Annotated in this window: 22 protein-coding genes; 5 read left to right on the top strand and 17 right to left on the bottom strand. The window is 46.0% G+C overall.

Annotated elements, in window-relative coordinates; translation table 11 throughout:
- Positions 1-110 precede the first annotated feature (110 nt).
- The gene (locus AC1S8V_RS10520) at positions 111-812 is read left to right on the top strand and encodes a hypothetical protein (RefSeq protein WP_482073554.1); all 702 of its coding nucleotides are present in this window, start codon (positions 111-113) and stop codon (positions 810-812) included.
- Positions 813-881: 69 nt separating this feature from the next.
- Here the strand turns inward: AC1S8V_RS10520 and AC1S8V_RS10515 are convergent, their stop codons facing one another.
- From AC1S8V_RS10515 to AC1S8V_RS10500, 4 genes are all read right to left on the bottom strand, one after another.
- Positions 882-1,211: a carboxymuconolactone decarboxylase family protein gene (locus AC1S8V_RS10515; protein ID WP_482073553.1), complete on the bottom strand. Its 330-nt coding sequence runs from the start codon at positions 1,209-1,211 to the stop codon at positions 882-884.
- A gap of 141 nt (positions 1,212-1,352) precedes the next feature.
- Entirely contained in the window at positions 1,353-1,571 is a 219-nt protein-coding gene (locus AC1S8V_RS10510) for a hypothetical protein (RefSeq protein ID WP_482073552.1), read from the bottom strand.
- Between the two features lie 119 nt (positions 1,572-1,690).
- Positions 1,691-2,020 carry a hypothetical protein gene (locus AC1S8V_RS10505; protein WP_036609615.1) on the bottom strand — a complete coding sequence of 110 codons (330 nt, stop codon included), beginning with the start codon at positions 2,018-2,020 and terminating at the stop codon, positions 1,691-1,693.
- 97 nt (positions 2,021-2,117) lie between these two features.
- Complete coding sequence (locus AC1S8V_RS10500; protein ID WP_482074449.1) at positions 2,118-2,699, bottom strand: xanthine phosphoribosyltransferase; 582 nt, start codon at positions 2,697-2,699, stop codon at positions 2,118-2,120.
- Positions 2,700-2,903: 204 nt separating this feature from the next.
- Between AC1S8V_RS10500 and AC1S8V_RS10495 the strand changes: the two genes are divergently transcribed.
- Positions 2,904-3,959 carry a YkvI family membrane protein gene (locus AC1S8V_RS10495; protein WP_482073551.1) on the top strand — a complete coding sequence of 352 codons (1,056 nt, stop codon included), beginning with the start codon at positions 2,904-2,906 and terminating at the stop codon, positions 3,957-3,959.
- Between the two features lie 137 nt (positions 3,960-4,096).
- Here the strand turns inward: AC1S8V_RS10495 and AC1S8V_RS10490 are convergent, their stop codons facing one another.
- The 6 genes from AC1S8V_RS10490 to AC1S8V_RS10465 form a co-directional block, all read right to left on the bottom strand.
- Positions 4,097-5,227: a glycosyltransferase family 4 protein gene (locus AC1S8V_RS10490; RefSeq protein WP_482073550.1), complete on the bottom strand. Its 1,131-nt coding sequence runs from the start codon at positions 5,225-5,227 to the stop codon at positions 4,097-4,099.
- A 391-nt stretch (positions 5,228-5,618) separates the two neighbouring features.
- Positions 5,619-6,167, bottom strand: coding sequence for a GNAT family N-acetyltransferase (locus tag AC1S8V_RS10485; RefSeq protein WP_482074448.1), 549 nt, complete (start codon positions 6,165-6,167; stop codon positions 5,619-5,621).
- A gap of 108 nt (positions 6,168-6,275) precedes the next feature.
- The gene (locus tag AC1S8V_RS10480; protein WP_482073549.1) at positions 6,276-7,316 is read right to left on the bottom strand and encodes a hypothetical protein; all 1,041 of its coding nucleotides are present in this window, start codon (positions 7,314-7,316) and stop codon (positions 6,276-6,278) included.
- Between the two features lie 107 nt (positions 7,317-7,423).
- The gene (locus AC1S8V_RS10475; RefSeq protein ID WP_482074447.1) at positions 7,424-8,227 is read right to left on the bottom strand and encodes a Cof-type HAD-IIB family hydrolase; all 804 of its coding nucleotides are present in this window, start codon (positions 8,225-8,227) and stop codon (positions 7,424-7,426) included.
- Positions 8,228-8,571: 344 nt separating this feature from the next.
- Positions 8,572-9,318 (bottom strand): pseudouridine synthase, encoded by a 747-nt coding sequence (locus AC1S8V_RS10470; protein WP_482073548.1) that lies wholly within the window; start codon positions 9,316-9,318, stop codon positions 8,572-8,574.
- A complete protein-coding gene (locus AC1S8V_RS10465) occupies positions 9,315-11,012 on the bottom strand; it encodes an RsmB/NOP family class I SAM-dependent RNA methyltransferase (RefSeq protein WP_482073547.1) in 1,698 nt (565 codons plus the stop codon). The genes AC1S8V_RS10470 and AC1S8V_RS10465 overlap by 4 nt, the downstream gene beginning before the upstream one ends.
- Before the next feature lie 221 nt (positions 11,013-11,233).
- Here AC1S8V_RS10465 and AC1S8V_RS10460 point away from each other — a divergent pair, with 221 nt between their 5' ends.
- The gene (locus AC1S8V_RS10460) at positions 11,234-11,782 is read left to right on the top strand and encodes a thioredoxin family protein (RefSeq protein WP_047842389.1); all 549 of its coding nucleotides are present in this window, start codon (positions 11,234-11,236) and stop codon (positions 11,780-11,782) included.
- 218 nt (positions 11,783-12,000) lie between these two features.
- Here AC1S8V_RS10460 and AC1S8V_RS10455 read toward each other — a convergent pair whose 3' ends face one another.
- The 3 genes from AC1S8V_RS10455 to AC1S8V_RS10445 all read right to left on the bottom strand — a co-directional run bounded on the left by AC1S8V_RS10455 (position 12,001) and on the right by AC1S8V_RS10445 (position 14,513).
- Positions 12,001-12,483, bottom strand: coding sequence for a DUF309 domain-containing protein (locus tag AC1S8V_RS10455; protein WP_482073546.1), 483 nt, complete (start codon positions 12,481-12,483; stop codon positions 12,001-12,003).
- Complete coding sequence (gene yjbM / locus AC1S8V_RS10450) at positions 12,470-13,285, bottom strand: GTP diphosphokinase (protein WP_017689365.1); 816 nt, start codon at positions 13,283-13,285, stop codon at positions 12,470-12,472. The genes AC1S8V_RS10455 and yjbM overlap by 14 nt, the downstream gene beginning before the upstream one ends.
- A gap of 130 nt (positions 13,286-13,415) precedes the next feature.
- Positions 13,416-14,513, bottom strand: a complete 1,098-nt coding sequence (locus AC1S8V_RS10445; RefSeq protein ID WP_482074446.1) for a quinone-dependent dihydroorotate dehydrogenase — start codon at positions 14,511-14,513, stop codon at positions 13,416-13,418.
- Between the two features lie 252 nt (positions 14,514-14,765).
- Here AC1S8V_RS10445 and AC1S8V_RS10440 point away from each other — a divergent pair, with 252 nt between their 5' ends.
- Entirely contained in the window at positions 14,766-14,903 is a 138-nt protein-coding gene (locus AC1S8V_RS10440) for a hypothetical protein (protein WP_017689367.1), read from the top strand.
- Between the two features lie 42 nt (positions 14,904-14,945).
- Here AC1S8V_RS10440 and AC1S8V_RS10435 read toward each other — a convergent pair whose 3' ends face one another.
- From AC1S8V_RS10435 to AC1S8V_RS10425, 3 genes are all read right to left on the bottom strand, one after another.
- The gene (locus AC1S8V_RS10435) at positions 14,946-16,388 is read right to left on the bottom strand and encodes a L,D-transpeptidase family protein (protein WP_482073545.1); all 1,443 of its coding nucleotides are present in this window, start codon (positions 16,386-16,388) and stop codon (positions 14,946-14,948) included.
- A 211-nt stretch (positions 16,389-16,599) separates the two neighbouring features.
- Entirely contained in the window at positions 16,600-16,842 is a 243-nt protein-coding gene (locus tag AC1S8V_RS10430) for a ferredoxin (protein ID WP_482073544.1), read from the bottom strand.
- Positions 16,843-16,959: 117 nt separating this feature from the next.
- On the bottom strand, positions 16,960-18,261 hold the full coding sequence (locus tag AC1S8V_RS10425; protein ID WP_482074445.1) for a DNA polymerase IV: 1,302 nt from the start codon (positions 18,259-18,261) through the stop codon (positions 16,960-16,962).
- Positions 18,262-18,794: 533 nt separating this feature from the next.
- Between AC1S8V_RS10425 and cimA the strand changes: the two genes are divergently transcribed.
- Positions 18,795-20,414: a citramalate synthase gene (gene cimA / locus AC1S8V_RS10420; protein WP_482073543.1), complete on the top strand. Its 1,620-nt coding sequence runs from the start codon at positions 18,795-18,797 to the stop codon at positions 20,412-20,414.
- Between the two features lie 81 nt (positions 20,415-20,495).
- Here cimA and AC1S8V_RS10415 read toward each other — a convergent pair whose 3' ends face one another.
- Positions 20,496-21,047, bottom strand: coding sequence for a TlpA family protein disulfide reductase (locus AC1S8V_RS10415; RefSeq protein WP_482073542.1), 552 nt, complete (start codon positions 21,045-21,047; stop codon positions 20,496-20,498).
- Positions 21,048-21,235 lie beyond the last annotated feature (188 nt).

Below are 21,235 nucleotides of genomic sequence, written 5' to 3'. Positions count from 1 at the left end.
GGCATCGGTTATAAACCGGATGCCTTTTTTGTTTAACCATTTTTTGTCTTCAACTGCTTTCTTAAACAATGTAAAATGTTTTAGGAAATAAAAGGAGATGAGGAGAACAATTGAAAAAGTTAATGTTTGTTTTAAGTTTTGCTATTTTAGTAATAGGTAGTTTAGGATGCAGTAGTGAGAACGAAAAAGATTTTAGAGATGTTTCATGGGGTACCAAGATCGACAAAGTCATTTCAGCAGAAGAAAAGAACGGTAACTCAGGCTATGAAGAGGACGTACATAATGAACATGAGAAAAGTATCGAATATTCTAATCTTGTAGTCTTGGGTAAGAAAGCAGATGCTAAATACGTTTTCACTGATTTATTAGACAATGATAGCATTCTGGTAATGATGGAAGAAGGAAGGGAATTATCAGAGGAATTAAATAACCCCAACACAACAGAAACAAGGAAAGAAGAGATATACAAAATAATGGACCAGCGCCTTGAGGAAATGGAAAATGCAGCAGATGAATATCCATTAGATGACTTCTTGTTGTACGAGGCCACATATTACTTTGGCATGTTAAATAGTCAGGATTCTGATGAAATTCTGGGAGAGCTTACGAATAAATATGGTCAGCCAGGAAGCAAGACCTTCGATAACTCCATTACATATTTTTGGGATACGGATCGCTCTAAGATTGAATTTCATCCTGAACGGTACTCCACAATAAACTATACAGCAAACTACTCCGTTATGGAGAAATTTGCTGATGTGGACAAGTATAATAAAAAAGCAAACAGTAAAGAAAGTAAAAACGACCTTTAAAGAAACAGGGTTATACTCCCATATTGAAAGGAAGTATAACCCTGTTTCTTTTTCACAAAGTTTTTTAAATTATTGTAACCCTTTCTGCACTCGCATCGCGCCCTGAGACAGGGCATGTCCGCCTCCTACAGCTCCGGCCACGGCTACGGTCTCCATAATCTCCTGATCTGTTGCACCCTTGGCACGGGCTTCTTCTACATGGTAGAAGGTACATACCTCATTGTTAGCAAATAGTCCAATCCCGAGCGCAATGAGCTGTTTCGTCTTCGCATCAATCACACCAGGCTGAAAACATTCTCCGGTAAACTCATGATATGACTTCACCACACCTGGCAGCACATCGCTTAATGCCCCAATCTGATCCTTGTAGGCATGAACTTTATCATTCATCAATGTCATGGCTTGCAGCACACCCTCTCGGCTATAGTTACAGATCTTCCTCACTGTACCTATCTTCTCTCCCGAGTGAGTCAATTATGCCAAGAAATCATGGTAATTCCAAACATTTAACGCTCATGGCTCTGCCATAATTATAAGCTGCTACTCACTAAGTGGACTCTGGCGCGGCTCGCTGAACAACTGATATCGGTAATTGCGATCCAACTTAACGACACGTCGATTCTGACGACGGATAAGTACCTGCTCGCCATCCCAGGCAACCACAATTCCTGTGACATCGTTTGATTCCAGCTCGTCCCTCACTACTCTTACTTTCTCACCTGACAGACGCAGAGCGTCCAGTTCTGTATCACTGATCATGTTCATGGCTCCTATATTCCAAATTTATTTACAAAAAGAGACCTAAATGAAATGTCATTTAGGTCTCACGTGACTGTATTGGACTGTCATGTCATTCGAAATTATGTCCCGACTGAAAGTTACCGCTGCGCGTGCTCTTTGCTGTCGTTCTTCTCAAACCAAAAATCAAGCACTTTGGCGGACATCACACGTTCTTCAAGGTACTCCACTTGATGCGGTGTAAATTGTTCTTTCCAAGAGAAGGACAACTCTTCGCACAAGCCTACAATCGTCAGTAATTCTGACCAGGCAACATAGCGTTTGTACCAGAAAAATTGAGGATGTTCAATCATATAGGGATAAAGGTCATCGAATTCCGTATGTTTACAATCCAGAGCACGTTCAAAATGAACTTTCGATTCCGCCAGCTTATCATTAAAGAATTGTTCTGTTGCCGGTTGGTTCCCCATGGTGTTGCCTCCTCTCCCTAACATAACCCCATTATAAATGAAATCCGCGGTCATGCAAAGGCATAGTTCAAAAAATAGGCCCTATTCCTTTAAAATATCACATTTCGTTATCGTCAAATTGTACCGTTCCATCGTTCAAGGAACGAATGCGCACCAAGGCTTCCACCGGAATACCCTGTTCACGAATCGTGTGTGCCCCCGCCTGAAAACATTTCTCGACCACAACGCCGAATCCGACGAGTTCCGCACCGGAACGTTCAATAATTTTGATCACTCCACGAGCGGCATCGCCATTGGCAATGATATCATCAATGAACAAAATACGGTCATTCTCATGAATGAACTCGCGGGACACCATAATGTCAGTTACAATTCCTTTAGTAAAGGACGGTACGCGTTCACAGTAAGCATCAGGATCAGCCAGAAGCGTTTTTTTGCGACGAGCGAATACGAGCGGTACCCCAAGTTCATAGGCTGCGGCAAAAGCAACCGGAATCCCCGAGGATTCTACCGTGATTACCCGAGTCACTCCACTTTCACGAAACCGGGCAGCAAACTCCCGTCCCATCTCCATCGTTAGTGCAGGATCAATCTGGTGGTTCAACAGACCATCCAATTTCAACACCTGATCCGAGATGACGACACCTTCTTGTAAAATTCGTTGTTTCAATACTTCCATCATTTGACCTCCCAAGCCTATCCTATGAGGTAAAAGTATCATATATCTATCTATAAGTTCAAGCGAAATTGCCAGGGTGCCGTCCTTAAGATGCAATTCAAGCCAGAGCTTGCTATCCATTGTCATGACTTTCGTGGGTCAAGCATACCTTGTACCATGGCACCCGCATGTCCAAACTATTCAGGGGCCTGAGAGGGGAAACACATGAAACAGGCATTTCGGGTGCTGCAGATCGCATTTACATACATTGGAACGGTTGTCGGAGCCGGCTTTGCAACAGGGCAGGAAATATTGCAGTTTTTTACCCAGTATGGCAAATGGGCCACCATCACCATAGGCTTATCCACCATGCTCTTTGTCTGGTTAGGTACCAAAATGATGCTCATTGCTCACGATACCGGTTCCCGCTCTTATGAGGATTTGAACAAACATTTATTTGGCCACAAAGCGGGCAAATGGATCACATGGGTGACCCTTCTCATTCTCATCGGCGTGAACAGTGTCATGCTTGCCGGAGCAGGTTCCGTTTTTGTCGAACATCTGGGTTTGCATTATCAGACGGGTCTAATCGTCACACTTGTAGGTTCATATCTGCTTCTTGGTCGTGGCATTCAGGCCATCCTTCAGATGAATAGCATCGTCGTGCCCATGATGCTCCTGTTATCTCTGCTCATGATAACCAGCACCCTGCATCATCCAGGTGCATCCCGATTCATAACGCTGACTACAGACTCAAGCCCCATTAAGGTGTGGCTGTCTCCCCTGCTGTATACTTCGTTTAATCTGGTGTTGGCCCAGGCCGTTCTAGTACCCTTGGGTAACCAGATTCGCAGTCGAAATGTACTGAAATGGGGCGGCGTGGTGGGAGGAATTGGTGTGGGCTTCATGCTGATGGCAGCTCACTTTGCCATGTCAGCACAGATGCCTGGCATCATCCAATTCGAGATCCCGATGGGCAGCATAGCCTTTCAACTCGGGTGGGCAGTGCAATCTGTATATGTATCCCTTATATTTATGGAAATTTTCAGTACATTTGTAGCGGACATCTATGGAATGACTCTGCAACTCAGACAACATTTACGGGTGCATCCCCGTTTCATTACATTAACCATTATGCTGTTGTGTTACTCACTCAGTCAGTTTGGATTCAGTTCTCTGCTGTCCATCCTTTACCCGATCTTCGGGAGCATGGCTCTGATCTGGGCTGCCAAATTGGTGTTAAACCGCAGGGGCGCTTTTCGTGGACGCAACAATACTTAAAGCTTCACGGTTATGTATATCACGATGTTGATGAACATCAATTGGTTCATGGCCATAGCTCATCCCGCGTACTCTTTCCTTGAAGATGACAAAAAGCCGCTGCTTCGCCAGCGGCTTGCACTTTTTACTCTCTTTTTCTAGGCTTGACTGGGAAACTGCAAGTACATCTTTTTCAGCTCATTCACCGACCTGCCGAGAGAGTAATGTGTTTTGGCTTTTTCACACGCCGAACGGGCAAGCTCATAACGGTAAGCCGGGTCCAGCATTACCTTTTCGAGCGCTTCAGCCAGCGCAGAAGGATCTTCTGCAGGGACGAGCAACCCATTGCTACCATTTTCGATTTGTTCGGGTATACCACCTACATCCGTGCCGACAAGAGCCAGGCAACTCAGAGCCGCTTCTGCAAAGACAGAGCCAAATGCTTCTGCCCGTGAAGGCAATACAAAAATATCAAAGAATGGCATGAATTCCTCAGGGTGAAGTGTATAACCATAGAAAATCGTCTCATTATAAATACCCAACCGCTGCGCCAATTCTTCCAGATCAGGACGAATCGGTCCGTCTCCAATAATGTGTAACACATAATCATGACCTCGGCCCTTCAGTTCTGCACAAGCCTTGAAAAGAATATCCAACCCTTTCGCTGGAACAAGCCGACATACCGTGACCAGTTGTGGTATGGCATTATCATGGGGAATTGGCTTAAACCGCTTCTCATCGAATCCATTGGGGATCACTCCAATGACTTCAGGTTCCTTCACGTAGGGAGCCAGATAACGACGGAACGAATCCGACACCGTCAAGAGACGTTCTGCCTGGTGTTCCAGCTCACCATATATCGCAAGCAGGAATCGATGTTCCGGTCCATCCGTTTCAATACGTCCATTCAAAATTAATTCTCGTTCATAACTGGAGTGAATCGTCTGAATGAGGGGTGTTTCCGGGAAAACCGTTTTCATTGCAAGTCCCGCAATCGGGTGGTGAGCATGAATCAGATCATAGGGCATCTGAATACGCAGTTTGGTCCACCATAGGTAATCACGATAGGTTTGAATATATTTTTGGACAACAGGACTGTCCTGATATTCGGTCCAATCAAATGTTTCGAACTGAACTTCCTCTCTGCCCTTGTTGCGAATACGCTTCGGCAACGAGAACAGATCCATTTCCCACCTCGGGGTTGTAAACCTCTCTTGCATATACGGAATCATAGAGGATACACCTCCGGGCTGCTCCGGAGGAAAGAAAAGCGCCTGCAGCAATTTCACCGTTAGTTTCCCCCTTTCTAACTTACGTTCTTTCAATGCATCTACATTCATGATATATCAGAACATATGTTCAGTAAAGATACAAAATGAGAATCCCTCTCACTTATTCATTCATGAATGGATGAATATCTTTTTTTGTTGTCTGCGTATTGCTCTACTGCCCATTATGACATAGGGAAGCGAGAACATCTATATTACATTAGACGCCGCAAGCCTCCAGTGAAGATCGCTTGTTTGCACTGCTCTGCTCATTCAGGTTAGACTGACCCAGCTGTTTGTTCACCAAGTCGTATATACAACATATTCACGAACTTTGCCCCTCAGAAGTAAAAGCCACGATCCTTCAATCTCTGATGGTTGTCCGCAACGTGTTCGTTAGATAGCCCAATTTTCAGCTGAGCAGCTCCACGGGCTTCTCATATGTACTGTAACCTTCGGTCTCTCCCAAAAAGGTATACCCATTCCGCGCATAAAAAGCATTCAACGTCACATTGCTCGCTCCGCAGTCCAACCGAACCATATGTTTGCCTTCAAACTGAATGCCTCTGCTGGACCATTGCAAAATCGACCGCCCCAGACCGCTCTGAGCATATTTTCTTCGAATCGCCAAACGATGCAGATAGATTGCGCCATCCTCGGCGTGAGCTTTGGTACCCCAGAGATGAATATCCCACGGGCTTGGCTGAACCATAAGGATAACCATTCCCGCTATGTCCGCACCTTTTTTGAAAACAAAAACATCCCCACGCCGAATTGCCCCTGCCGTATCATGTGAATCTTCACCTTTAAGCAAAGCGTTCCATTGGGAAGAACCTTGGCTCTGTAACCATTCGGCTGTCTCCACCAGCAGTGACATCACATCCTCCGTATCTTCCGGCTTCGCCTGAATCGCTTGAAAACCATCGTTAATTAATTCGCTACTGATTCTGAATGAGTGCATCATTGGTATCCTCCGCTTCCTGATCTCTATTAAACTAATGGTACTATACCGGGAAATGAATTTTTCGTCAAAATGAGAAAAAAAAAAAAGGTAAAAGGCAGCTGCCTTTTACCCGTCTATTCTGGCTTCATCAATAATCTGATTTCGATACAACATCGTAAGATGCAGGGTATCAAACTCCATTTCCTTGTCCAACTCCTGCATCAGCACTTCAACCAGACTCTTTCGCTGCACGCTGGTTCCAGGAACCTCGTAATCAATGTATCCCGTCAGATCGGATTGAGAAGTGTCTATTGTTGCTGTTCCCACAGGCAATCCACCTCGCTCCTGAAGAAACAGCTCATATACCCGGAACTCCCGATCCTTACGCTTCAGCATGACATAACATGCTTCTTCAGCAGCTTCCAACTCATCCAGATCCAATTCATCGGTATCCTCAAAATCCTCGGAGAAATCGCGATGTATCCACTCTAGGGTCTCGAGTTCGTTGCCCTGATGCCACATCCGGATCGTAATCGTATCGATGATGTCCTCATCCAGCTCCCTGACCAGCAACTCTGCCGCGGCTTCCAATTGATTCTCATCAGGCTCGTCGTACCAGTGTATTTCACCTAGTGCATCAGCCCCATATTGTTTTAAGGAAGCTTCCGCAAGTTCCTGTCCATCAACATCATTAAATAGATACGTCGATATGCTGCGTCCTGCGCTCACCATTTCCATCTCCAGGACATGATCCCGATCTTCATATGTAAACGATTCGGCTTGTGAATCAGGAATGACCTTCGTTTCAATACTGGATATATCGTCATCGCTCTCTTCATCATAAATCATATCCTCTGACGACCATACCAACTCTGACTCAGGCATGTGCAAAACCGAATGTAGTGAGCCACAACTGACCAGCACTTCATAATATGCAGCTTCCAACGCGTCCGCAAGAGATCGGACATAAGCATGTACTTTTTCCACGATATGTTCTTCTGTATCATCTGGAAGAGACTCCTCATCGATCTGAAGACTACCGGATAAGCGATCCCCTTCTCTGTATACCACAAAAAGTGAGCCTGCATATTGACCATTGACCATCACGTCCTGTACTTCCCCACCTGATGTCCGCAGGTCAGCAACCAATTCCACCTCATGTTTCATATACCTGTCCTCCATTCCTAACGTTATTCTCTTAGGATGCCCCTGAGGACGGTAGATTATGAGGCCGACATTCGTTTCAGAACTAATATCAGAACTAGACAGAACGGTTAGACGGATAACACATATTTTTGGATTGCGTGTGCCACTCCCTGCTCGTTATTGGAGAGTGTCACCTCGTCTGCGGCAGCTTTCACCTCATCCGGTGAGTTATCCATGGCAATGCCTTTGCCCGCAAAGGTCAGCATCGTAATATCATTGAAGTAGTTACCGATTGCCATGATCTCCAAAGGCAAGATTCCCTTCGATTCGGCAAGCCTTTTGAGCGCAGCGCCTTTGGATGCTTCGGGATGCATCAAATCAATAAAAAAGTCACCACTCCGTGTCATATAATAAGGCAGATTCCAGGTAGACCACTCCTGCAGTACAGCATCCATCTGTTCAATAGGACCAAATGCAGTGAATTTGGCCAGCGGCTCTGTCATATCAACCCACTTGGGCAGCTTCATCGGCTCTGCCATGAAGTTGTAGTACATCTCACGCACTTGCAGCCCCAAACCTTCCGGTTGATCGACATACAGTCCAAAAGCCGTATTGATGTCAAAATGCACTCCATTGGTCCGGCAATAGGTGATGATGCGCTCAAGCCCCTGTCCATCTAATGCAAAATGATGAACCACTTCACGTGTATCCACCTGTGCTGTTACGGCGCCATTATGTGTAATTACATATCCATCCAGTCCCATCTGCTCCATAAAAGGAATCGTGTTGGCCGGACCTCTACCCGAACACAGAACGATCTCCGCTCCCTGACGGGAAGCTTGGATCAAAGTCTCCTGAGTCCATTCAGTAAGTTCATGATGATCATTGAGCAGTGTTCCATCTACATCAAGTGCAATTAATTTAATGGTCATTTTGGTTTCATCCTCATCTGTTAGTAGTCGCACCCACCCAAACCCTCCCTTCCGAGGGAGGGCCCCAGAGGGCTCTGCCCTCTGGACTCCCGTCTTGCTCACCGGCGGGAAGTCGGGTCTTGCTATGTGACGGTTGGCGTAGGAACGCTTGTTGCCGGCCACACCGCTGGTCAGCGGCGGTCCCGCCCAAGCTTAACCGGGACCATTATGGGCAGGGCTTCGCTTCCTGCCCTGCTCCCTGCTTCACTTCGTGAAGGACGGGAGCTTTCTCGCCTGCGGCGGCTAGTTTCGGGGCTTCGCTCCCCTCCACGACTCCCTGCTCCGCTTCGCGAAGGACGGGAGCTTTACTTCCGCAGAAGGTTCAACTCGTCTGCGGTTAGTTCACGATAACTTCCGATAGCAAGATCGGAAGCAAGTTCCAGATCACCCATGGCTACGCGTTTCAGATAAATCACATGCTTGCCTACCGCCTGAAACATACGTTTCACCTGATGAAATTTCCCTTCATGAATAATGAGCGAGATCGACGAGATCGTACCTTCTTCCGACTCTTCCCGACCAAGTATAGTCAGCTCGGCTGGCAGTGTCTCGTACCCGTCATCCAGCTGTACCCCGGCTTTGAAACGTTGCACATCCTCTTCATCCACGTTCCCCAGTACACGGGCTTCATAGGTTTTGGGCACATGCTTGCGTGGAGATAACAGATCATGTGCAAGTGGACCATCATTGGTAAGAATGAGTAGTCCCTCCGTATCCTTATCCAGTCGCCCTACAGGAAAAGGATTGAACACCCGATCCTCTTTGCGCAGCAAATCCAGTACCGTCTTATCTCTGTTATCCTCGGTAGCAGACACGACACCCGGAGGTTTATGCAACATCAGATAGATCATCTCCCGATATACAATTCGCTCCCCATCAGCTTCAATGACGTTGACCTCGGGATTCACCTGTACACCACTGTCTTTCACCGCTTTGCCGTCCACATGGATTCTGCCTTGTTTCACCATCTTTTTGAGTTCACTTCGTGTTCCCACGCCCATATGACTTAATATTTTGTCCAGACGCAGCGTTTGTTTGCCTTTTCCACTCATACCGATGTCCACCTCCAGCCTGCCGGATATTCATTCTTCAGTACACCATCCAGCCATTTTCCCCAGCCAGCAGCATAACCATCTACACATACAAGAACGTACCCTTTGGCAACCGTATCCGCCTTGAGCACCACTCGTTCTTCTTCAATATTTAGTGTTTCACCCTTGAGGTATCTCACGGCTTCTCCATCTGCAGATGACAGATTTACGCTTCGCCGTGCTTCAGATGCATTCAGAGCACACGCAAGCGGGTGGGACGGAACAAATCGACCATTCTTGACTGTACCCATGAACCAGCCTGGACGTATAACTTTCAGTCCCTCCAACCGGGATGCACCTACTGATGACTGGTATACACGATCTCCGTAACATACCGTTTCTCCGACGAGCTCAACCTCCAGTTGTTCTTTCATAAACTGAGTGTAGATCGCAACCGGATCAATACTTGCCGGATCAGCTCCGCGTCCCTGACCCCGTTCTGATTTTCGTCCACCGTGATCCTTACCTTTTTTGCTCTGTCTACCCGGATTCTTGCCGCCACCAGCTTGTCTGTCATGGGACTCTCTGGATTCGATTCGCAACAAACGTTCCTTTTTACGATCAGCCTTGGTCATAGCAATTGAAGAAGCAGCAATAGAGTGATCCTGGTTCCCCTCTGCTTCAATCCTGGACACATCCACGACCTGTCCATACTCCATTGCTCCTTCTTTAACTACTCCTGGTTGATCTGTTTCTAATCCTTGTCCTGCACGATGCTGTAATACAGCGACATAATGCCCCTCTCCTTCCAAAAGGTGAGGCCACAATCTTGCGGTACCACGCGTTTGATCCAACACAGCTTCCGTCTCTTCTGCCTTCTCCGGCAGCATCTGACGCACCCATTCCGGACGTCCTGGAGCAAATCCTGTCTCTTCTGGAATGTCCATTACAACGAAATCACGGTTTACATTCAGAAACTCCGCAATCATCGCTTCATTTTCCTCCGGTGCAAAAGTACAGGTCGAGTATACAATCGTGCCTCCCGGAGCCAGCAATCGTGCCGCAGTCTCGAGAATATCCCGCTGCATGAGCACACATTTATCCACAGAATGATGTTCCCACGATTTCACCATGTCTTCATCTTTGCGGAACATGCCTTCACCTGAACAAGGCGCATCAATTAATACTTTGTCAAAATAATGAGGAAATGCATTTGCGATCCGCTCTGGCGACTCATTCAAAACAACGGCGTTACGCACCCCGTACAATTCCACGTTTTTGGCCAGCGCTTTTGTGCGTTCCGCATGGATATCGTTCGTGACAAGTACACCCTTGCCTTGCAGCTTTGCAGCAATCTGTGTCGTTTTCCCTCCCGGAGCAGCACACAGATCAAGCACGCGATCTCCAGGCTCCACCTGCAATAATTCAACTGGAGCCATTGCACTTGGTTCCTGTATATAATACAAGCCTGCATGATAATAAGGGTGCAGCCCCGGTTTAACACCATGAGGTACATAGAATCCTGTCTCACACCACGGAATAGGTCTTAGATCAAACGGAGCAGTCTCATCGAATTGTTCCATCGATATTTTTAGCGTATTCACTCTCAGTCCCGCATGGGGAGACTGTTCATAAGATTTCATAAATTGTTCAAACTCATCACCCAGCAAACTTTTCATTCGCTCAGCAAATATCAAAGGTAACTTTACACCCATATTCCCACTCATCCTGTCTTGGTAAGATTGCAATATCGTTTTATTTTATCATATCCAAGCTTTGCTTTCCTATCATATCGTATCTATTCCACTACAGCGTGTAATGTAGTATAATGGCAAGTAGATTGATTCCTGAGCAAAAATTCGGGTGTTTATGCATATTATCCCAACCTTTATTTTTGCCCAAACTATATTTCGATATGATCGATGGGGGATGTCCAATGAAATCCAAGAAGAAAAAGAAAAGTGCTGCGATCCTTATTTTCCTGGGTATTTTAATCATTATGATTGCAGCACTGGTTGTCGTAGACCAGCAATCCAAGAAACAGATGGATTCAGTAGAAAATGCTTATGGCATCGCTGCTTCCAAGCTTAATCCAGCTACACGGGAGCTACTTAGTGATCCCAACTATCAACAAATTATTGTACCCACTGATCTCAAAGCCAAAATCGATAACAAAGACAGCTTTTTTGTTTATTTCTTTGCTTCCGATTGCTCGCACTGCCGTGCAACAACACCTCAGTTGATGCCACTGGTTGACAGTGAAGGTATTGAGCTTCCACAGTTCAATCTGCGTGAATTCGAAGCAGGATGGACCGATTACAATATCGAGTTCACACCTACACTCGTCTATTATGAGGCTGGTGTCGAGAAAGACCGTATGGTTGGCGGACTGCAAGAGAATGGCAGTGACCAGGGCTACACGCTGGATGATTACAAACAATTTTTCCAAAAATATAAAGGCAGTGCCGCTCCTTCGGCAAGCTAACTGATAGATCCGTTTCCACAAGTATCTACAATCAGGCACTTGTATCACCAGAAACTGTTCTGTTGAAGGACAGGCTGTGCCACCTGCAATCATCTGAATATGACGCAACATTCAAAAACACCCCGATCTTTCCCTTTACAGGAATCATCGGGGTGTTTTATATACATGGAACTTCATATCCATGGGATGCTCATTTGAATGCTAACGCTGATTACGGTTCAACTTTTACCCTGATCCATCGCCTTCATCTTCTCTTCGTAAATTCGTCCTCTGGTGGGACTCCGGCGTTGCGGAATATTAGGCTTCAGTTCAAGCGATCTCCTAAGTATCTCCTGTTCCAGTACCTCATCAACAATCCGTATGGACAAATCCCTGTAAGTCACAGACTGAGCGTCGGGTTCAGACAGTTCCTTCACAATTTCCTTTACTTCCTGTACCAACGCCCCAAGGTCAATGCCCAGAGTTGTATCAGGATAAGGTTCCAGAAGATCAACTGAACTCTGTAACATCATTATGCCTCCGCGGAGATTGCCATTCCTGAAGTGGTATAAACCAACCGCAATTTGCAACAATCCTTTATAGAGTGAATCCCTATTCCGTTCAAGCCACAATTCTTCCAGCACCTCATGGCACTCGAAATAATCCTGATCCCGATTGAAGTAGATTAAGTAGTCAATGTACAGTGGCTCATAGGTGCTCATCCGGATTTTCGCCCTTTCTGGCGTTGTTCAGAAGTTCTTTCACATCATCCAGCAAGTCTTTGAGTCCTTCCATGTCATGTCGTTCCCAGTAATCGTTAAAACGCTTCTGTGCTTCGATCGCTTCACTGACAAGGTGGTAGAAGTATAATTGATGAATGATATTCAATGTTCTTGACACGATATTGGAATCATCCTCAAATGCTTTCTGTGCCTCCAGAATCTGCAGACGAATCGCAGACATCTCATTGTCCAGTATAAACGCGGCCTCAGCCGTTTTTTTCAGCCTGGTTCTCATCTCATCAGGTAACCCTTCCCGAAACTTGTAACTCAGCGAATGTTCAATGGTAGCCCAGAAGTTCATGGCAAGCGTCCGGATCTGTATCTCCGCCAATACTTTCTTTTGTCCAAGAGCCGTCTGAACGGGATACTCAATAATCATATGGAAGCTGCGATAGCCGCTCTCTTTGAAATTCGTAATATAATCTTTCTCAATGAGTACCGTGAGATCCTTGCGGCCCCGAATATACTCGGCAACCCGACGAATATCATCCACGAACTGGCACATAATGCGGATACCTGCAATATCCTCAATTCCTGTCTCCACGTCATCAAGCGACACATTCAGTCGTCTGGATTTCTCCAGAATACTGGATATTTTTTTGACACGACCGGTAACGAATTCAATCGGGGCATACTCTTCCCGTTTTTTCAGCTCCGCCCGCATTGTCTTAAACTTAACTTTTAATTCCTCTACCGCTTGTTCATAAGGAAGTAAAAATGTACCCCAGTCTCTACCGTCCATGCTTATGCCTCCTGTCTCTATAGCGTCCCCTGTTCTATTCCATTATACATGATGTTTGATGGGGGGAAGAGTCCCGAACCATTTTACACTTCCAGGCTTCCTATTTTATTCCGGGGATTCTTATTGCTTCTTAACGATGTTCCGCACCTACAGCTTCGGAGATATGATGATAACCGTCCTTGCGCAGCAACTCACGTAGTCCTGCATGAATACGCCGATTCACCTCAGGCCCTTCGTAGATCAATGCTGTATAAATTTCGACCAGGCTTGCTCCTGCTTTAATTTTCTCATATGCATCCTCACTTGTGAAAATGCCACCTGAACCGATAATCGGAAGTTTCCCTTCGGTCTGACGATAGATCTGGCGAATAATCTCCGTTGAACGGTCACGCAGAGGTCTGCCGCTCAGGCCGCCAGTCTCATTTGCATGTTGGTGAGAAAGTCCTGTACGACTAATGGTTGTGTTCGTTGCAATAATGCCCGCAACGCCACTATCCGCAATCGTGCGAACCATATATTCAAGCTCCTGATCGTTCACATCCGGTGCGATCTTCACCAGAACGGATTTGGTGGCTCCGCCCGCTCGTGTATGCTGCACGTTCATCTCGCTCATAACCGCAGCGAGCAGTTCCTTCAATTCATTCCCATGTTGCAGATTACGCAAATCCGGTGTATTTGGTGAACTGATATTGACCACGAACAGATCAGCAACATCGTATAGTGCCTGAATGCACTTCGAATAGTCCAGGTAAGCTTCCTCATTAGACGTTGCCTTATTCTTGCCGATGTTAACAGCCACTGGAATACGCCGATCCTGTAGACGTGCCAATTCACCTGCCATTGCTTCCGCACCCAGATTGTTGAAGCCCATCCGGTTCACCAAAGCCTCATCTGGAGGCAAACGGAACAGCCGTGGTTGATCGTTACCTGGTTGTGCAAGTGGCGTCACGGTTCCCACTTCCATGAATCCAAACCCGATGGAAGAAAAGCCCGTTACGGCCTGGCCGTTTTTGTCCAAACCCGCAGCCAGACCGACAGGTGTAGGGAAATGACAACCAAACATGTCAACAGCCAGATCAGACGTTTCACGAACGCCGTACATCACACGCAGTCCGGAAGGAACCGGACGGATGCTGCCCACGCCACTAAGGCCGCCAATAATCAGATGATGGGCCTGTTCAGGGTCCATTTTGAACAACAAAGGTTTAGCAAGACTTCTGTATAACAAATCACTCACTCCGTTCTGGTCCGGTACGCCAAAAAGCCGTTTTCCGTCTTTTCATATGTAAAAACACTCTACACACAAGTTTATCTGTTTCTTATTAAAAAGGAAAGTAGTTTGCGTATAGACAGCACAAATCGAATGATGCAAAATGCTCACAAGAAATCCACCCGCCTACTGGAAATGACGAGTTGAATTCTTTACAATGAGAGCATGGTTACTCTACACCAGTTCTATTCCAATAAGGAGGAATAACTCATGGCTCCCAAACGTAAACCACCTGCATTACAGCAAAAGAAAGAAGAAGTGAATCGCAAAGCCATTGCATGGACTGCAGCCAGTGTGGGCGGCTTGATCATCATCATTGGTGCTCTTATCATTATTGCCAACATGTAGATGATTCAGGCTGAATCCATCTGATTCTACATATCCAGCAGATCAATTCAGCCAGTGATACGTTTTGTTCGGATTATTCTGCTTTGGAACAAGCGTATGCTGATAACGCTGCTTTGCTTCTGGAACAAGCGTTAGATCTGGCAGCACATTTTCTCCAATGCGTACCGGAGTGCCTTGCGGAGCGAGAGCGAATAACTCTTCTACATCTCCTGTACGCATTCTCACACATCCAAGGGACTCATCCAGTCCGATACTGTCTGGCTCGTTGGTCCCATGGATGGCATAATTCGTGTTGGAGAGCTGCATACCCCTGCTTCCAAACTCACCATTCGAGCGACCATTCGGATTAACCACTTTATCTGTAATGACAAATAAGCCTTCCGGTGTTCGATCACCGCCAAGTCCCACATCATACATACGAACAATGGTATCTCCACTGATTAATGCAAGTTTATGCTTATCCTTATCAATGACAATCTCAAGCGGTTCCTGCAAAAAAGGCTGACCTCCCAGCGTATCTGCAAAAGCGGCATTGTGGCCTTGAGAAGAATTTGAAGTCGTCGAACCGTTCTCTGTACCACTCGCTTCGCCCTTTCCTTCCCGTGCCTTTCCTTGATGTAAGGCTAGCAGCTTCGGAAACATCTCGGTCATCCCTGGCGCAGTCTCTCCCAGAATATTATTCGGAAATGGCTGGGCCATTTGCGTTACACTCTTGGGCCAAGCGTCATTTTTTTTACGATAGGCAACGATCGCACTTGATAATGATGCAGCGGCTTCCTGCTTGGCGGTCCACGCCATAGCCATCTTTTTGATTTTCGGTGTGACTTCAGGAGGTTCACAGTTACACTGCTCGGCATCATAACTCTGTGCAGTTAATTTGCCGCTTGTATTGGTCTGCACGATGTATTTCACAGGCATATTTCGCTTCCATAAAGACCAGTCATCCGAGGTTTGCATCCCGAGTACAGCCGAAGTCTCTACTTTCGGACCAGACCCCGACCAGGCAGCTGCGAGCGCAGCCTCGCCATGGTTGCCTCCACCAAACGCTGCAGCAGTGAACACATTACTTGGCGGAATGGCTACAGTCCCATCCTGCTGATCCGCTGCTACAGGGTCAGGGATCTCATCCGTGGATTCCAGTGCAGATGACAGTGCGTCGGCCGCTTCACGACTGAAACCCGGAGCGTCCGCAGGTGGCAGACCTGCCAGCACAAGCAGCATGAACAACGTAAGCCACATTTTGCGTATACGCTGTTTTTTCTCCTTTTGCTCAGACATCTCCACCAATTTCTCCTGATAGTCTACCCAGATGTCAGCAGGAGCTTTACTACGTTCAAATGCCTCGTAAACCTCGCCCGCTTGCTGAAAACAATAATTGGCTTTGGCCTCTTGTCCTTCGCCCAAGTATTCCTTTCCAAGCAGATACCAGGCCATTTTATTGTCGGGATGTTTCTTGACATATGTTCTTAGATGAGTATTTTGCATCCGATCCTCCACTATTTCGCCTTTTATCATTATATATCGGCATAAGCAGGCGTTGAATCCATAGGACTTCAGTACCCGGTGGGAAAGGGGGGTTCGACAAATATCGTCCTTGATCCACAGATCAGACAATCACAGCTGAATGGAGAAAAAAAAGCACCTTCCCTTGTCGTTAAGACAAAAGAAAGTGCTCTGTGTTCATAAGGAGAAATACTTAACCTTCTTTATTGAAAGGCTCGTCCGCTACTTTGATGGAATCTGTAGGGCAGCCGTCGCATGCATCCTGCATATCGTCAAACAAATCGTCTGGAATCGCTTTGATCCCTTTGTTGGAATCTCCGTCGAAGATTACTTCTGCCAGACCTTCATCATCATAATCATAGATATCTGGAGCCGTTGCTCCACAAGCGCCACATGCGATACATGTGTCTTTTTCAACCCAAGTATATTTACTCATTTACATTCTCTCCTCCTAAAATTCGAAACGTACAGTGTTTTTATCTAAAAACATATTAAACCAAAGTATGAATAATTACAAATCATTTTGCAACCGCAAGTCTCTATTATCCCTTATTTAATCAAGACTTTGCAAGTTATCTTTTTGCAGGGAAGTACCGCGCACTTTATGATTGCGAAGCAGCACGGAAGGATCGTCCCCAAGCATGCCTGCGGTCACAACAGCATTCTCACCAAATTTATCACGTAACTGATCCATAATCCGAATCAGATTGTCTTTCTTGGGCTTCTGTTCATATTCGAACAAGTCCATCTGTACAGCGGATTCTTCTCTTGGAATCAGGTTTTGAAGTGTCACACCCAGCATACGTACAGGCTTGCCACTTCCCCAATGCTTTGCAAATAATTGACAGGCCTCACGGTAGATGACTGCTGCATCCTCCGTAGGAACTTCCATTAGACGTGATCGGGTGATCGTCTTCATATCCGGTGTCCGGATCGTAATCTGAATGCCCTGGCTGAACATTTCGTGCTTGCGCAACCTTCTGGCTACCTGGTCACTTATATTGAGGAATACCCGATGAATATCATTCATATCCGATACATCCGCCGGTAGAGTGGTCGTATGCCCAATGGATTTATTGGCTTCACGTTCAGCGTGAACCGCGGAATGGTTAATGCCATTCGCAGAATTTTTGAGCCATGCTCCATTAACTCCGAATAGTTCGGTCAGCATGTTCTCATCCGACTTGGCCAATTGACCAATCGTTTCAATGCCCAGTTTTTTCAGCTTTTCAGCCGTTTTTTTGCCAATGCCAAACATCTCGTTGCATGGTCTGTGCCAAAGAATCCGGGGTACATCCCTCATGCGTAAAATGGAAATACCGTTTGGTTTTTTCAGATCCGAAGCCATTTTCGCCAATAATTTGTTGGGTGCAATGCCAATGGAACAAGGCAGCCCCAATTCATCCTTGATTCTACGCTGAATGCTCTCCGCAATCTCCATTGGATTCCCGAATTGCCTTGAACCTGTAATATCAAGATAACACTCATCAATGGATGTCGCCTCAAGTTGAGGGGTATAACTATACGCAATCTGCATGAACGCTCTTGAATATTGACGATATAAATGAAAATCGGGACGAATCACAATGAGATCAGGGCACTTTTTCATGGCTTGGTGGACAACCATACCTGTTGAGATGCCTCGATTACGAGCGGTATATGAGCAGGTTACAATTACACCCTTTCGCAGTTCACTGCTGCCCGCAACAGCCGTTGCTTTTCCTCTATATAAATCTGGTTCCTCGGCTTCATGTACAGAGCAGTAGAAAGCATTCATATCCACATGCAGAATCACCCGTCCGGCTGCAGGGTAGTATTGATCCACATTTGCTGGAGGATTGCCGTCTGAAGACATCATGAACCCCCGCCCTTTCATGCACACTAATTAATGAAAACTAAATTACTTTCTTCTATAGTATATCAAACCCGTTATGTTAATTCAGTCACGAGCATTTATTTTCTGCGAGATCTGATCAGAGACCGAATAATTAACCAGCCTACACTCACAAAAAGTATCAAAGTGATCAGGGCAATAACTGTATTTTCCCATACAAAACTCAAAATCAACCCTCCTTTTCTTCCATATATTCCAATTAAAACTCAATAATAGATTATAACATACATTCGGATTATGAATAATATCCTCTTTAATGCTTTAAAATCCGTTAATTGTTACATGAAACTGCGATTTCTATGTAGCATTTGGCTATAATGGTGCTATAATAATTAATTATACAAATTGACGACTTTAGGACAAATCAGCGCACCCAGTTTAACACAGTGTAGCGTTGCCGAATCGAAGGATTCGTCCACTAATGTACTTAACAGCTTTTCCCAACTTACAATCCAAACTTTTAAAAGAGCGCTTTATCTCAAAGGAGGATCTTCATGTCAAAGGCCATTTCCATCTTCGATACGACTTTACGTGACGGCACACAAGGGGAGGGTGTCAGCTTATCGGCAGACGACAAACTCAAAATTGCCAAGAAGCTTGATGACCTAGGTGTCCATTATATTGAAGGCGGAATTCCCGGCAGCAATACCAAGGACATTGAGTTTTTCAAAAGAGTCAAGGAATTAAACCTGAACGCAAAGGTTGTTGCTTTTGGCAGTACCCGCCGTAAAGGCAGCGTTGCTAGTGAAGACGCCAACCTGAAGCGCATGATCGAATCTGGTGCTCAGGCTGCAACCCTGGTCGGTAAATCATGGGACTTCCATGTGCATACCGCTTTGCAGACTACATTGGAAGAAAACTTATCCATGATCTATGATTCCATCGCCTATCTGAAACAGAATGGTATGGAAGTGATCTTTGATGCAGAACACTTCTTTGACGGATTCAAACATAACCCGGAGTATGCTCAAGCCGTCTTGACCAAGGCTCACGAGGCCGGAGCGGACTGGCTCGTCATGTGTGATACGAACGGAGGAACCATGCCGAACGAGGTACACGAGATCGTATCAAAACTGCACGGAAGCCTGCCTCATGCCCATCTCGGCATCCATACACATAATGATTGTGAACTGGCTGTAGCCAACACACTCAGCGCTGTACAAGCCGGAGCCCGTCAGGTTCAAGGAACGATGAACGGTTATGGAGAGCGTTGCGGTAACGCCAATCTCGCGTCCATCATCCCGAACCTGCAACTGAAGCTTGGCTATGAATGTGTTACTGAAGATTCAATGAGACAACTTACAAACGCGGCTCGTTATGTTAGCGAGATTGCCAATGTGAATATGCCGATTAATCAGCCTTATGTCGGCAATGCTGCTTTTGCTCACAAAGGTGGGATTCACGTCTCTGCCATCCTGCGGGATTCACGTACCTATGAACACATCGTGCCTGAACTGGTCGGTAACAAGCAACGTGTGCTGGTCTCGGAACTTGCCGGACAGAGTAATATTGTATCCAAAGCCCAAGAACTGGGGCTTGAGTTCGATCCAAGCAGTGCCAATTCACGTCAGATTATTGAGAAGATCAAAGATCTGGAGCATCAGGGTTACCAGTTCGAAGGCGCAGATGCTTCGCTCGAATTGTTGATTCGTGAAGCAAACGGCGACATGAAAGAATTATTCACGTTTGAATCATTCAAAATGCTTGTGGAGAAAACGGCGGGCAAATCCGTTGTTTCTGAAGCTTTTGTCAAACTTAATGTAGCCGGAACAAGTGTCTATACCGCTGCTGAAGGTAACGGTCCGGTGAACGCACTCGATAATGCGCTTCGGAAAGCACTGGTGCAATACTTCCCTTCACTTGCCAACATGCATCTGTCAGACTACAAAGTGCGTGTACTGGATGAGAAAGATGCAACCGCCGCCAAAGTTCGTGTATTGATCGAATCCAAAAATACGGAGAACACCTGGAACACTGTTGGTGTATCCGAGAACGTAATTGAAGCAAGTTGGGAAGCGCTTGTGCACAGTTTCCGCTATGCTTTGCTTCAAGAAAAATTGCAGGATGAGCCGGGCACACTCCCTATTCCTGCTCATGGGATAAGCAACCACTAATACCCCATATTTCCCGGAAAATAAAAAGAAGTCTCTGTACCCATGATTCATGGATACAAAGGCTTCTTTCTTTGCAGAAAATTAATTCGCAATTAACTTTTTAATCTTACGCTCCAACTCTTTCTCGGGCAATATGCCCAAGATAATCTCCTGTATAACTCCTCTGGAGTCAATCAGAACATTCGTGGGAAAAGCCACCCCATTGTATTGAGCATACACAGTCCCCTTCTCATCCAAAGGAATAGGGAATGCCAGTTGGTACTCATCCACAAAAGCTTTGGCATCCTTGAGTTTATCGTATGATGTTACATTAACACCGTAGAGGTCAAGCTTATCCTTGTATTTCGCGGCCATTCTATTCAGCTCTGGAGCTTCCTGCTTACACGGCTCACACCAGGATGCCCAGAAACTGACGAACGTGGCCTTATCTTTGGCACCGCCCACACTGTACGTCTTCCCATCCATTGCTGTCAGAGAAAAAGCAGGCGCCAGAAGACCCGCACGTGGGCCCGTCTCAGTAGGCATGGGTTCTTCCTGCTTAAAGACGGCTGCAATGCCGTCACCCGCATTCTGGGCCAGTGCAATACCAACCAGCAAGACAACACCAAGGAGTATGTATATGTTTCGTTTCATAACCCGCCACCCTTTTATATAATTAGCATATTGAAACTGAAACCGTAATTTTTGCACATGCTAAGTGTTTATCACGCTCTATGACAGTTCATCAGAACATGATTCCCAAATGTTCTCTTTATTATTGTACCCTTTTCCTTTAAAATTTTACAATCCGCATCACAGAAAATAAAATGAAAAAGGACTCC

Source organism: Paenibacillus sp. B46(2026) (genome assembly GCF_056786355.1).
The sequence above is the reverse complement of the archived record's forward strand: the minus strand, read 5'-3'. Positions and strand labels throughout refer to the sequence as shown.